Source organism: Streptococcus infantis, from assembly GCF_047463175.1.
Classification (GTDB): domain Bacteria; phylum Bacillota; class Bacilli; order Lactobacillales; family Streptococcaceae; genus Streptococcus; species Streptococcus infantis_AC.
Window position 1 is genome coordinate 125,162 of the sequence record NZ_JASHEJ010000001.1, and the last position, 12,843, is coordinate 138,004.

The window sequence follows — 12,843 nt, forward strand, 5'->3', positions numbered from 1 at the left end:
AAGATTACGCAACAGTTAAAACGACCACTGAAACAGGAGTGAGAAGGATGGATCATCTCACTCAAACTCTTAATACAACTGCTGTAGTTGCATTATTTGTAGGGATTACGGCGTTATTTAATAGCTAGTTATGGAGTGTTATATGAAAAGAGCTATAAAAATTATTAGAACATGGTCAGTTGATAAAATAGAATTAATTTTTCTTAAAATTATATTTAAATACCTGCTGTATTTTTTAGTGTTTTCAACAGTAATTGTTTATGTCTATATTTTTAACCATTCATCGACCACTTACACAAAGGCATTAACAATATTTCTTGTCTTTGTTATACTGTTTATTCTTCTATCTAAACTATTACTTGATAAGGCTTTAATTGATATTTTGTCTCAAGATATCAATTTAGCAAAGTATCAAGAAATAGTTGCTAGAGCTGAGGAAAATTCTTTAAACAGAAATGTTCAAGTTCTTCCAAAATATTTGGCAAATGCAAGAGTATCCTTTTATAGAGGACACTTCCAAGATAGTTTAGAATTGCTGAATAACATAAAAAATAGTAATCTAAAGAAATCCAAAAATCTGTACTATGTATTTAATATCAAGTATTATAGCATCCTAAACTTGCTTCATTTGAATAATTGTTTAGAATTAAAAGAATTGATGGTAGAAATTGAAGGACTAACAAGTAATGTTCAATCGCAAATTTTAAAATATCAGGAAGAAATTTTGAGTTTAAAGGCTATTGTTGATATCTATTGTAATAAAATATCAAACGACTACTTCGACACTGCGGAACCAGAAAGTAAATTAGCCCGAATCATGTTCTCTTATTACGGAGCTCTCAATGCTCAGCTAAAAGGAGATGAAGCTCGTACTCGCAGTTTGTTTGAAAGTATCGCCCATGAAAATCCAGAACTCTTTTATGTTCAGGAAGCGAAAAAATATTTAGGAGCAGAGAAATAAGAGAGTAATATATGAAATTAGAAAAAAAGATAGTCAGTTCAGCGACAGAAAACACTCTTCTACAAATAGAGACTATTAGTCAACTTACTTCAATTGTAGGATTAGTTGTAGGAGTGTTAGCATTATGCTTAAATACTAAAAATGATACAAAAATGTGGGCGATAATATTTATATCATTAATGTGGGTTGCTCTTATTTTAGTCTTGTATTTACGATTTATTTCCAATAGAGTAATCTATTTAATGTTACATGAAGCTATCAATCTTGAACTGTATGAAACTATGTTCAAGGTTGAAGCTGAGAAATCTATCAAGCCCTATAGAGCAACGTACCAAGAAAATTTCCATTTTGTTAAGGGGCAAGTCAGTTTCCTAAAAGGAGATTTTCAAGTTGCGAAAGAAAACCTAGCAAAAATTAATTTTAAAAAAATTTGGAAGAGATTCAGGGGAGACTTATTTCTAAGAGCAAGCTCCAATCAATTGCTAGTGTCTATTCATCTTCAAGATGCGCGAGACATTGCTTTCTTTGAGGAACAGTTGTCCAAGGCGCCAGATTCGAAAGCTGGTAAGGCTAAATTCGTTGCACAAGCCCAAGCCATAAAAGATATTGTGTTCAATAAAGAAGTGAATGACTACTTCGACACTGCGAAACCAGAAAATAAATTAGCCCGAATCATGTTCACTTATTATGGAGCTCTCAATGCTAAGCTAAAAGGAGATGAAGCTCGTGCTCGCAGTTTATTTGAAAGCATCGCCCATGAAAATCCAGAACTCTTTTATGTTCAGGAAGCGAAGAAATATTTTGGAAGAAATAATGTTGTCTAGTACCTTTCCCCTAAATTAAGTAAAGAGAGTAACCAGGTCAAAAAAAGACTACGCAACAGTTAACACGACCACTGAAACAGGGGTGAGAAGTGTGGATCATGGAGAACAGATATTAAAAGCGGGGAAAGTAGTAGTTGCTACAGTTTTTGTTATTGGTGCTATAATTTATGGTGTTACAGTTAGTGCATCTACATTTGGATTTGGAGTCTCGATAGCGGCTCCAGTAATAGCGAGCGCTTTCTTATATTTAAGTTCTACAATGGAGGATAATGATGAAAGAAATATTAAATAACTATTCGTTGAAAATATCTGGATTTGAAATTCCAAAATTATATAATTTGACAAAAATAGTATACATTTGCTTATTTCCTATAGTTTGTCTAGCATTTATAGGGATGGTTGTTGAATTATTTAAAGGTGGGGAAATGAATTTTATGAAATTCATTACTTATACGGTAGTATGTTTTGGGTTTGAGACACTCCTTTCATTAAACAATAAACTAGTTAAATTAGCTGTAGATAATATCCTTTTGACGGATATTAATTTCGACAAGCACATAAGTTATTATCGTTATGTGGCTGAACACTCAGTCAAGTCTCAACAACTGTTTAATAATGCAAATTATTTACTAGCTATTGCCCAAGCGTCATACTACCAAGGAAAGTTTGAAGAAACACTTGATAATTTGGAACGAATAAATTTTGAGGATAAAAATTTTAATAAGAAATTTGAGATCCAATTGTCCACAGCTTACTTTAAGGTTCTTTCTCTAATCCATGCTGATAAAACAGAAGAAATTTCGAACCAAATCGATATGTTAGCTACATTAAAAGTTCGAACAAATTCTCAGGTCACTAGGCAGACGAATGCAATAAACATAATACAAGCTATAGAGGATCTTGTTTTAAATAAAATATCAAACGACTACTTCGACACTGCCGAACCAGAAAATAAGTTAGCTCGAATCATGTTCTCTTATTACGGAGCTCTCAATGCTCAGCTAAAAGGAGATGAAGCTCATGCTCGTAGTTTGTTTGAAAGTATCGCCCATGAAAATCCAGAACTTTTTTATGTTCAGGAAGCGAAGAAATATATAGGAGCAGAGAAATAAGAGAGTAACATATGAAATTAGTTGAAAAAATAGTTAGTAGGGCGACAGAAAACACTCTGTTGCAAATAGAGACTGTTATTCTAATTAGTTCAGTTGTAGCAATAGATATTGGAGCAATAGGAGTTTTTTTAGTATACCAACCTGATACCAAAATTTTGGGGCTGATATTTGCTTCACTGATGTGGGTTCTAATCATCTGGATCTTATATCTACGTTTTTTCCTAAACAAAGTTATTTATCTAGTGTTAAACGATTCTATTAATCTTAAGCTCTATGTAGATATGTTCAGGGTCCAATCTGAGAAATCGATTAAGATTTATAGGGCAACATATCAAGAGTATTATCAATTTATCCAAGGTCAAGTAGCTTATCTAAAAGGAGATTTTCAAGCTGCCAAGGAAAATATGTCCAAGTATAATTTGAAAAAAATTTGGGGTAGATTAAGAGACTATACATTTTTAATATCAAGCTTTGAACTATTAAAAGTGTCTATCCATCTTCAAGATATGCAAGATATTGCTTTCTTTGAGGAACAATTGTCCAAGGCACCAGATTCGAAAGGCGGTAAGGCCAAACTCGTTGCTCAAGCCCAAGCCATAAAAGATATTGTGTTCAATAAAGAAATGAATGACTACTTCGACACTGCCGAACCAGAAAATAAGTTAGCTCGAATCATGTTTTCTTATTACGGCGCTCTCAATGCCCAATTAAAAGGAGATGAAGAACGTGCCCGTAGTTTGTTTGAAAGCATCGCCCATGAAAATCCAGAACTCTTTTATGTGCAGGAAGCGAAGAAATATTTAGAAGGAGAAAACTGATGTCAGAACGTACCGCTCTACCGATTGTGAGTGTTGTTCGGGCGAGAGAAGGTGTAGAGCCTGTCATGGTTGTTAATCATTGTCCAGATACTAAAAAGCAGAGGCAAAAATGAAACTAGGACCATTTGGATTGGGCTTATCAATAGGGGGGTGAAACATGGAAATACAATTAAAATTACGTGGAAACTCAGAAGGATTTATCCTTCAGTCAAAATTACCTGATGATGAATATTGGACTGAAAGAATTGAAATCGTTCAAGAAGAGGAAGGTTATCGTCTATATGCAAAAGATGTAGAAATTCTTGTCTTTAAAAAATCAGAATTCATTTCTAAGAGGAAAAGAATAGTCGCAAGAGGGTTAAATAAGGATTTGATTTATTATGAAGAAAAAAGATTTGAACATTTATGGGAACAAGCGTACTGGCATGGAGTTTTTCAATTCAATTTAAATAACTATGAAATGAGGAGTGTAGGTTCAGGTAGTAAAGGAGATATTTTACCTGTTACAAAAGATGGAATTCCGATTGCCGTTTATGCTGAAAGTAATATTGCAATTGCTGGAAAGAGAAACTTTTCTCTCTATACTGAAAATATTGACGAAATTGACAATTTACTGATGTTTTACATAATTGATTATATTAGGGGGTATGACTTTTTAGATATTGATTCTTTATCTGCAAGATATCGTTTCTTTTATCGATTCGATAATCGCTCAGCTATAACGAAGGAACATTTAGATATGCTTCCAGAGGAGAGAAGACCTTCTAAGTTAGAGGCGTTTATCATTTATTTTTTATCAGCCTTCCTTGTTGTAGGTGTAAGCTTGGTATCATTACGCCCTTTGTTCGCATTTTTAGTAGCAATACTGATACATTTAATTTATACTATCATAAAGAATTGGAGAGATAGAGGTGAATAGTAGATTATTTACCTATTGATTTATTATTGATACTGCATTAAAAGAAATATTAAATAGGTGTCAATAGCCTAATTAAAGGCATGAGAGGATGGTTTAAATGATTATTGAAAGAATCAAAAAATATTTTGACTTTCAAAAAAGTAGAATAAAGGGACCAGTTCCTCTCTGGGGCGTATTAAATGGGATTTTTATTTTATATCCTTTGGCATTTTTGTTTTTTCTTGCAGGAGGGTTAGAGGTTCTAAAAAATGAGGACTTATATCAAGGACTGCTTATTTCAGGGATTGTTGTTTGGGTTTTAAATTTAGTATTTTTACTAGATCTTAAGAGAGGGATTTTAACCAGTTTTGGAACCTATCTCATGTATTTGACTGGTCATGTTTATACTATTATTGGATTTAGTAGTTTGAGTGGGGACCATAACTTTATTGGTCTAAAGCTATCCCTCCCTCTTATTCAATCCATTATTGTTATAGTCGTCATGAGCTGCTTGGTCAATTTGGACTCTGAAGAAATTATCTCGCAGAAAGCCAGCAAATTTATGCTTAACTTTGTATTCGCTCCTCCACTTATTTTATCGTGTGTCTGTATATTTTTAGCGATAATTGGATATGAATATTTTTGGGGATGGGGTGTATCCTTATTTTCGATGACCTTTGGACATTTGTTTTATGCTACGTGGTTTATAATTATCTATGCCTACCAACATCGTCATGATATTGAGGAAACAAGACCAATCAAGCATATAGAAGTGTCTTCGGATTTGATTCAAAATAAAGAATTTGATAAAAATAGATTTAAAAAGGAAAAGTGTTTATAGGATGGTTTAAATGATACTGGAACGAATTAAAAAAACATTTGAATTTCAAAGAAGTAGAATAAAGGGACCGGTTCCTCTTTGGGGGGTGTTAAATGGGATTTTTATTTTGTATCCTATAGCATTTTTTATGTTTATGGCAGGAGGGTTAGAGGTTCTAAAAAATGAGGACTTATATCAAGGGCTGCTTATTGCAGGAATTGTTGTTTGGGTTTTAAATCTAGTATTTTTACTAGATCTTAAGCGAGGGATATTAACCAGTTTTGGAACCTATCTCATGTATTTGACTGGTCATGTTTATACCATTATTGGTTTTGGTGCTATGAGTGGGGACCATAACTTTATTGGTCTAAAGCTATCCCTCCCTCTTATTCAATCCATTATTGTTATAGTCGTCATGAGCTGCTTGGTCAATTTAGACTCTGAAGAAGTTATCTCGCAGAAAGCCAGCAAAGTTATGCTTAATTTTGTTATCGCTCCTCCACTTATTTTATCGTGTGTCTGTATATTTTTAGCGATGATTGGATATGATTATTTTATGGGATGGGGAATGTCTTTATTATCAATGACTTTTGGACAAGCTGTGTACTTACCTTTGTTTTATATTATCTATGCCTACCAACATCGTCATGATGTTGAGGAAACAAGACCAATCAAGCATATAGAAGTGTCTTCGGATTTGATTCAAAATAAAGAATTTGATAAAAATAGATTTAAAAAGGAAAAGAAACATGATTAAAGAAATCCAAATTCATATGGAACATTTGATGACAGACCAGGTCCAGATTCAAGCGGACGAACTATTAGAGTTGTTTGTCCACACAGAACTCTTACCCTACACCAATGGCATCTATAAAGATGGTCCGACCATTTTTGAAATGACTCCAACTCAATTTGACGAAGAAGAACAGGACGTTACCATTTATATACCTGTCATTTCAGAAACAAACTCAACGAGCCAACTAAGGTATCAAGCTAGTTTAAGTATTGAGGGTATCAGCAAACGTGTACCTTTTGAGGATGGCTTGGACCAGTCCATCTACGAGATGAAGGATTACATCAGAGACCATGGTTGGGAGTTGCAAGATAAGTTGTATCTTGTCTTGATTCCAGTTTATGATGATTTGTTTGTAGATTTGATTATCCCAGTGGAGAAGTAAAATGGCAGAAATTACATATGGTATGAATCAATCATTAATGATGAGTAATGTCTTAAGTGTCGATTACAACATTACTGGTGATGAAATTGCAGTAGCCTTTCAAGATATGGTTCAAACAGCCGTAGCAGCTGGATATACACCTAAAAGTAATCCATTTTACTCATGCCCTCATATCGGAGAGTTGGATGATGGGACATACAACATCACAGTCTATCTTCCTGTCCATGAGGATTATTTAGGAGAGAATGAATTACTGGAAGTGACAGCCTATAACAGTTATTTTTTAGTTCCTAGAATGGTAGGAGCTAGAGTTACTGGGGAGGAAGCAGTCAACTTTGATAAGGCTATATACGGCTTAACCAATTTATTGATTGATAATGACTTAGAAGAATCTACACCCGTATTTTATATTTCAAGTAAGATAAATGATGTTTTGTATACAGATATCATGGTAGGAATACGAGCTAAAAGAGATTAAAAGTTGGTAGAGGACTAAAAGAAGGAAGTCTCAAAAATAACAAATGATGTAGTAAAAGCAGGTAAAGAAGTTATAGATGGTGTTGGTAATGCAGTATCTGACTTTTTAGTGGTATTGGATCTGTATTTCAGTGATAGGAGATTCTCTTGGACGAAAATAAAATTATAAAGTTAAAAGACGTTGAATTTGTAGGAATTGGTAATTTTGAAGGGGAAACAGTTTTTTTGATAAGAAAAGAGGCAAGATGTTCTTAGGTCATTCTAAAACGAAGTTTAAAGTGTCTCCTGTCGCTTTCTTGACAGGAGCAGCACTTATTCTTTTTGTTCTTGTAAGAGAAATAACAAAAGTTCAGGTGTTCAGTGGGTTTTGGCCCTTGATTTTTGGTTTTTTTCTAATGATCATTGTCTCAAAACTCCTCTACAGACCAGCTTTGAAGGAAGACTAGGAGGCTCCTATGCAGATACGAAAAGCAACCATAAAAGATGCTGAAGCACTATTGTCTCTATATGAAGACTTGGGCTATCCAACGACCGCTTCTAAGCTGTCTCGACGTTTAGAAATGATTCTTTCTCAGCCGCATTATGGCTGTCTTTTAGCTGAAAGAAACGGAGAAATTTTAGGTTTCTTAGGTTACGCAAAGCTCTTCTTTTTTGAAGCAGATGGATCTTACTATCGTATTTTGGCTTTGTCAGTTGCAAAAGAAACAAGACGACAAGGAGTTGCTAGTAGGCTAATTGATGAATTGAAAAAACAAGCGGTAAAAGAAGGAGTTAAGGCACTGGCTCTAAATAGTGGTTTAACCGCTGAACGAAATGCTGCACATCAGTTTTATCAGGCGGTTGGATTTGAAAAAGTTACTCTCGGCTTTGCCTTGCATTTAAAAACTCAACATAAATAAATCATGAAAAAAAAGTGGAGGGAATGAGGTAATGTCTTCAACAAAAGGGATAACCTTATATTTTAACGATAAGAGCATGGATTATGTGACCTTTGGTAAAGGTAAGCAGCCATTAGTGATCATACCAGGCTTGGGGGATGGGTTGCAGACGGTTAAAGGAAAGGCCCATCTCTTTTCCCTCTCTTATCGTCTACTTGCTAAGCGCTATAAAATCTATGTTTTTTCTCGAATCAATGAGTTGAGGCAGGGTTATACGACACGGGATATGGCAGCAGATGTAGCAGAAGCAATGGAGACACTAAACCTAGATGCCGCCTATGTTATGGGGATTTCACAAGGTGGAATGATTGCCCAATGGTTGGCAGTTGATTTTCCTGAAAAGGTTCAAAAGCTCATCCTAGCCGTGACAACAGCTAAACCTAATCAACTTGCTAGAGAACGAATTGAGCGTTGGCAAAAACTCAGTCAATCTGGAAATTTTAAGCATCTCATGCAGGATATTGCACAGCACTCCTACACGCAAAAGAGCTATCAAAAGTGGCGCTTGCTTTATAATGTTATGGGAATCTTTGGTCGTATTAAAGATAAACAACGTATTGATATTCAGTCTGTATCTTGTTTGAAACATGATAGTCTAGATTTTTTGGAAAAAATCAACTGTCCTACGTTAATCATTGGAGCAGAAAAAGATGATGTTCTTGGCGTAGATGGTTCGCTTGGATTGCATCAGCATATCAAAGATAGCCAGCTCACCATTTTGCCAGAGTGTGGGCATGCACTCTATGAACAGAATAAGGATTTCCAAAAAAGAGTTTTAGTATTTTTAGAAAGTTAATAAATGAACGGTATTATCAACTTAAAAAAAGAAGCGGGGATGACCTCGCATGATGTAGTCTTTAAACTGCGTAAGATTTTAGGGACTAAGAAGATTGGCCATGGTGGGACCTTGGATCCGGATGTTGTGGGCGTTTTACCTATTGCAGTTGGTAAAGCTACGCGCATGGTAGAATTCATGCAGGATGAGGGCAAGGTCTACGAGGGGGAAATCACTCTGGGATATTCTACAACGACCGAGGATTCTAGTGGGGAAGTTGTCGCAGAGACTCCTGTTTTGTCTCCACTGGATGAAAAGCTTGTCGATGAAGCCATTGCCAGTCTGACAGGGCCTATCACCCAGATTCCACCAATGTACTCAGCTGTTAAGGTCAATGGTCGCAAGCTCTATGAGTATGCGCGTGCTGGACAGGAAGTTGAGCGTCCAGAACGTCAGGTGACCATTTATAGTTTTGAAAGAACCAGTGCCATTTCCTATGATGAGGAACTTGCGCGTTTTACCTTCCGAGTAAAATGTAGCAAGGGAACCTATATCCGTACCTTATCGGTTGACTTGGGCGAGAAGCTTGGTTATGCAGCTCACATGTCTCATCTTACACGGACTAGTGCAGCTGGTTTACAGTTAGAAGATTCCTTGACCTTAGAAGAAATTGCTCAAAAAGTAGAGGCTGGTGAATTAGACTTTCTCCATCCGCTCGAGATTGGGACAGGGGATTTAGTAAAAGTAAACTTGACTCCTGAACTGGCAGATGAAGTCCGTTATGGTCGTTTTATTGAGTTAGAGTGTAGCGAGAAGGAAGTTGCCGCTTTCGAAGGTGAGAAGTTACTTGCTATTATGGAGAAACGTGATTATCTCTACAAACCAAGAAAGGTTTTCTCTTAAAATTATACTGAATAAACGATTCTTATCTACTAGTCGAAAGATGAGATGCTCTCATCTTTTTAAAATATTAGCCAATAAATAGTTTTTACATTTTATGTCTTAAAAAACCATTGAAAATACAGTGTTATTTGACAGTTTTGCTTACTTATGATAAGATTTAATTTAAGAAAAGCTAGAGAAATATAGAGGATATTATGAGTATTGAAATGACTGTCAGTGAGATTGCTGAGGTCTTGGGACTATCCCGACAAGCAATCAATAATCGTGTCAAAGAATTACCAGAAGAAGATATTACAAAAAACGACAAGGGTGTTACTGTTGTTACTCGCAGTGGATTGATCAAACTTGAAGAAATCTACAAAAAGACTATCTTTGAAGATGAACCGGTTAGTGATGAAGTTAAGCAACGAGAACTCATGGAAATTCTTGTTGATGAAAAGAACGCTGAAATCATTCGTCTTTATGAGCAATTGAAAGCTAAAGATAAGCAACTGGCTGAAAAAGATGAACAGATGCGTGTCAAAGACCGCCAAATCGCTGAAAAAGATAAGCAATTGGACCAACAACAACAGTTAACCCTTCAAGCTATGAAGGATCAAGAAACACTTCAGTTGGAGTTGGATCAAGCTAAGCAAGAAGTTCAGGCATCGAAGAAAGGCTTCTTTGCTCGCTTATTTGGAAAATAAGAAAAAACTGCTTGGTTTCTAGAACTAGACCAGGTGGTTTCTTTTTACAAATCAATAAGGATTGATAAGATGGAAACATTAAGAGAATATATCTCCTTTGACTTAGAATTTAATAAACACCAGGATAAGACTCATTTGATTCAAGTATCAGCAGTGCATTTTAAAGAAGGTGAAGAAGTAGGAGCATTTGACTCTTATGTCTACACTGATGTTCCTTTGAAGAGTTTTATTAATGGTTTGACGGGGATTACTTCAGAGACATTGAAAGGCGCACCAAAGGTAGAAGAAGTCCTGCAAAAATTTCAAGATTTTGTTGGTAACTTGCCTCTAATTGGTTATAATGCAGAAAAAAGTGATTTACCAATTCTACTAAAGCATGGATTTGATTATAGTCATCAATATCTAGTTGATGTCTATAACGAAGCACTGGAGCGACGTAGTTCTGATCTTCATGGAATTGCTAATCTAAAATTACAAACTGTGGCTAATTTTCTAGGTTTTAAAGGGCAATCTCATAATAGTTTAGAAGATGCTCGTATGACTGCTCGAGTGTATGAAGCTTTTTTGGAGTCAGATGAAAGTAGACTGTTACTCAATTCTCAAAGTAGTCTCAATTCGAATCCATTTGGTGCTTTGGATTTATCAAAACTTTTTGATTAGGAGTTTTTATGAAACCTGAAAAACCGAAAAAATTGGGTTTTAAAAAGATTTACCTTAATCTAGATAAAATCCTCTTTCTATTCTTTCTAATTTTTATGTTGGTCGACTATATCTGGTTGCCACTAAACTCAGTGATAGCTGGATTTTTACTAAGTCAGACTGGATATTTGTTTATTTCCTACAACAATATTTTTGAGATAATAAAAAATGCTCCCATTGTCAGTCTTGGCTTCGTAATCTTAATAGCCATCAATCTACTAGTAGCCTATTTTCAACTTAGTATTCTCTTTATTGGAGCTCGCCACCTCCTATATCACGAAAAAAGGACTCTTATAGAATATAGTCGAAAAGTATTTCGTGAAAGCCTTGCTTTTATGAAAAAGATGACTATTTCAAAAGCTTTGTTTATCTTTTTATTTGTAGCAATGCTATTTCCTTTTATCAGGAAGATATTTAAGATTTATTATTTCAATAAAATCGTAATACCAGAGTTTATTCAAACCTACATGGAAGATAAGTACTGGATGTGGTGGATAGCCATTATTATCTTATCAGTCTTATTCTTCTATGTTTCTGTTCGCTTGATGTTCACTCTACCTAAGGTCTTTTATGAAAAGATGACGGTCAAGGAAGCGATCATTTATAGTTTGGATAAAACTAGAAATTATTTTTGGTTTTATGCCTGGCATTTATTCTTAATTATTGTAAAAACCAATTTATTCTTCTATCTTCCTCTCATCCCTTTACTATCAACCCAGTATATAGTGGATAGCCTTACTCAGAGAGAGTCTCTGGTCCTAGCTATTTTGAATTTTGTTCTTATCAAGAATTTCCACTATATGGCACTGACCTATTTCCTTGTGAAATTTACGTCCTTCTTAACAGGAGAAGAACTTGACATTATGCCAAGGCGAGAGAAGGACCATATCATGAGATGGGGTGTCATGGTGTGTGCAAGTATTTTCTTTGCGATTGAAGGATATAATTATCTGGAAGCTCCTGTAGTCAATCCACCGCTTGTGATTTCACACCGTGGCGTATCGAATGGAAATGGTGTCCAAAATACAGTAGAATCCTTAGAAAAGACAGCGCAGTTAAAACCAGATTTAATCGAGATGGATATCCAGGAGACTAAAGATGGTCAATTTGTTATGATGCATGATGCTAATCTTAAAGGCTTAGCTGGTATTAATAAAACACCCCAGGATTTGACCTTAGAAGAGTTAAAGCAGATTGACATTCATGAGAATGGTTATGAGACAAAGATTTCAAGTTTCGATGATTATCTGACTCGTGCAAATGAATTACATCAGAAACTTCTCATTGAGATTAAGACCAGCCACAAAGATAGCCCGCAGATGATGGAACATTTTCTAGACAAATACGGTGCAAAAATTAAGGTTTATGGTCATCAAATGCAATCCTTGGATTATAAGGTTATTGAAAAAGTGAGAGAGTATGACAAGGATATTCCTGTCTACTTTATTCTTCCCTATAATTCTGTTTTTCCTAGAACGGTTGCTACAGGCTACACAATGGAGTATTCTACTTTAGATGAATACTTTGTGACGAAACTATGGAATACTGATCAAAAACTCTATGTATGGACAATTAATAGTTCGGATTCATTTAATAAGTCTTTTCACCTAGGTGTTGACGGAATGATTACGGATGACTTGGAAAACATAAAAGAAGAACTAGTAACTGCTCAGGAAGACCCTGAATATAGTGACTTATTGCTAAATAAAGCAACTGAGTTCTTTGCTTATTAACATAAATTAAAAGAGGCTGTA

16 protein-coding genes are annotated in these 12,843 nt (G+C 35.2%); all 16 read left to right on the forward strand.

All coding sequences use genetic code 11. From position 1 onward, the window contains the following. Window positions 1-142: 142 nt before the first annotated feature. The 16 genes from QM859_RS00635 to QM859_RS00710 all read left to right on the forward strand — a co-directional run bounded on the left by QM859_RS00635 (window position 143) and on the right by QM859_RS00710 (window position 12,822). A complete protein-coding gene (locus QM859_RS00635) occupies window positions 143-961 on the forward strand; it encodes a hypothetical protein (RefSeq protein WP_414261737.1) in 819 nt (272 codons plus the stop codon). A gap of 11 nt (window positions 962-972) precedes the next feature. Beyond that, entirely contained in the window at window positions 973-1,785 is an 813-nt protein-coding gene (locus QM859_RS00640; protein WP_414261739.1) for a hypothetical protein, read from the forward strand. Window positions 1,786-1,876: 91 nt separating this feature from the next. Then, on the forward strand, window positions 1,877-2,077 hold the full coding sequence (locus tag QM859_RS00645) for a hypothetical protein (RefSeq protein WP_414261740.1): 201 nt from the start codon (window positions 1,877-1,879) through the stop codon (window positions 2,075-2,077). Further along, the gene (locus tag QM859_RS00650; RefSeq protein WP_414261741.1) at window positions 2,055-2,897 is read left to right on the forward strand and encodes a hypothetical protein; all 843 of its coding nucleotides are present in this window, start codon (window positions 2,055-2,057) and stop codon (window positions 2,895-2,897) included. The genes QM859_RS00645 and QM859_RS00650 overlap by 23 nt, the downstream gene beginning before the upstream one ends. An 11-nt stretch (window positions 2,898-2,908) precedes the next feature. Further along, the gene (locus QM859_RS00655) at window positions 2,909-3,715 is read left to right on the forward strand and encodes a hypothetical protein (protein ID WP_414261742.1); all 807 of its coding nucleotides are present in this window, start codon (window positions 2,909-2,911) and stop codon (window positions 3,713-3,715) included. 157 nt (window positions 3,716-3,872) lie between these two features. Then, window positions 3,873-4,634: a hypothetical protein gene (locus QM859_RS00660; RefSeq protein ID WP_414261743.1), complete on the forward strand. Its 762-nt coding sequence runs from the start codon at window positions 3,873-3,875 to the stop codon at window positions 4,632-4,634. Window positions 4,635-4,731: 97 nt separating this feature from the next. Further along, window positions 4,732-5,454: a hypothetical protein gene (locus tag QM859_RS00665; protein ID WP_414261744.1), complete on the forward strand. Its 723-nt coding sequence runs from the start codon at window positions 4,732-4,734 to the stop codon at window positions 5,452-5,454. A gap of 10 nt (window positions 5,455-5,464) precedes the next feature. Continuing rightward, complete coding sequence (locus tag QM859_RS00670; protein WP_195184430.1) at window positions 5,465-6,190, forward strand: hypothetical protein; 726 nt, start codon at window positions 5,465-5,467, stop codon at window positions 6,188-6,190. Next, entirely contained in the window at window positions 6,183-6,611 is a 429-nt protein-coding gene (locus QM859_RS00675; RefSeq protein ID WP_195184431.1) for a hypothetical protein, read from the forward strand. The genes QM859_RS00670 and QM859_RS00675 overlap by 8 nt, the downstream gene beginning before the upstream one ends. A 1-nt stretch (window position 6,612) precedes the next feature. Then, entirely contained in the window at window positions 6,613-7,089 is a 477-nt protein-coding gene (locus QM859_RS00680; protein WP_195184432.1) for a DUF5085 family protein, read from the forward strand. Window positions 7,090-7,543: 454 nt separating this feature from the next. After that, window positions 7,544-7,987 (forward strand): GNAT family N-acetyltransferase, encoded by a 444-nt coding sequence (locus tag QM859_RS00685; protein ID WP_195184433.1) that lies wholly within the window; start codon window positions 7,544-7,546, stop codon window positions 7,985-7,987. Window positions 7,988-8,018: 31 nt separating this feature from the next. Next, window positions 8,019-8,822 carry an alpha/beta fold hydrolase gene (locus tag QM859_RS00690; protein ID WP_414261745.1) on the forward strand — a complete coding sequence of 268 codons (804 nt, stop codon included), beginning with the start codon at window positions 8,019-8,021 and terminating at the stop codon, window positions 8,820-8,822. 3 nt (window positions 8,823-8,825) lie between these two features. Beyond that, entirely contained in the window at window positions 8,826-9,704 is an 879-nt protein-coding gene (gene truB / locus QM859_RS00695; RefSeq protein WP_414261746.1) for a tRNA pseudouridine(55) synthase TruB, read from the forward strand. Between the two features lie 194 nt (window positions 9,705-9,898). Then, a complete protein-coding gene (locus QM859_RS00700) occupies window positions 9,899-10,390 on the forward strand; it encodes a DUF536 domain-containing protein (RefSeq protein ID WP_004252719.1) in 492 nt (163 codons plus the stop codon). Between the two features lie 69 nt (window positions 10,391-10,459). Next, entirely contained in the window at window positions 10,460-11,050 is a 591-nt protein-coding gene (locus QM859_RS00705; protein ID WP_414261747.1) for a 3'-5' exonuclease, read from the forward strand. 8 nt (window positions 11,051-11,058) lie between these two features. Further along, entirely contained in the window at window positions 11,059-12,822 is a 1,764-nt protein-coding gene (locus QM859_RS00710; protein WP_414261748.1) for a glycerophosphoryl diester phosphodiesterase membrane domain-containing protein, read from the forward strand. Window positions 12,823-12,843 lie beyond the last annotated feature (21 nt).

Coding starts and splice junctions, on each gene's coding strand:
- QM859_RS00660 (WP_414261743.1), top strand. CDS start 3,873: ATGGAAATACAATTAAAATTACGTGGAAACTCAGAAGGATTTATCCTT.
- QM859_RS00705 (WP_414261747.1), top strand. CDS start 10,460: ATGGAAACATTAAGAGAATATATCTCCTTTGACTTAGAATTTAATAAA.
- QM859_RS00665 (WP_414261744.1), top strand. CDS start 4,732: ATGATTATTGAAAGAATCAAAAAATATTTTGACTTTCAAAAAAGTAGA.
- QM859_RS00635 (WP_414261737.1), top strand. CDS start 143: ATGAAAAGAGCTATAAAAATTATTAGAACATGGTCAGTTGATAAAATA.
- QM859_RS00710 (WP_414261748.1), top strand. CDS start 11,059: ATGAAACCTGAAAAACCGAAAAAATTGGGTTTTAAAAAGATTTACCTT.
- QM859_RS00675 (WP_195184431.1), top strand. CDS start 6,183: ATGATTAAAGAAATCCAAATTCATATGGAACATTTGATGACAGACCAG.
- QM859_RS00700 (WP_004252719.1), top strand. CDS start 9,899: ATGAGTATTGAAATGACTGTCAGTGAGATTGCTGAGGTCTTGGGACTA.
- QM859_RS00655 (WP_414261742.1), top strand. CDS start 2,909: ATGAAATTAGTTGAAAAAATAGTTAGTAGGGCGACAGAAAACACTCTG.
- QM859_RS00650 (WP_414261741.1), top strand. CDS start 2,055: ATGATGAAAGAAATATTAAATAACTATTCGTTGAAAATATCTGGATTT.
- truB (WP_414261746.1), top strand. CDS start 8,826: ATGAACGGTATTATCAACTTAAAAAAAGAAGCGGGGATGACCTCGCAT.
- QM859_RS00670 (WP_195184430.1), top strand. CDS start 5,465: ATGATACTGGAACGAATTAAAAAAACATTTGAATTTCAAAGAAGTAGA.
- QM859_RS00685 (WP_195184433.1), top strand. CDS start 7,544: ATGCAGATACGAAAAGCAACCATAAAAGATGCTGAAGCACTATTGTCT.
- QM859_RS00680 (WP_195184432.1), top strand. CDS start 6,613: ATGGCAGAAATTACATATGGTATGAATCAATCATTAATGATGAGTAAT.
- QM859_RS00640 (WP_414261739.1), top strand. CDS start 973: ATGAAATTAGAAAAAAAGATAGTCAGTTCAGCGACAGAAAACACTCTT.
- QM859_RS00690 (WP_414261745.1), top strand. CDS start 8,019: ATGTCTTCAACAAAAGGGATAACCTTATATTTTAACGATAAGAGCATG.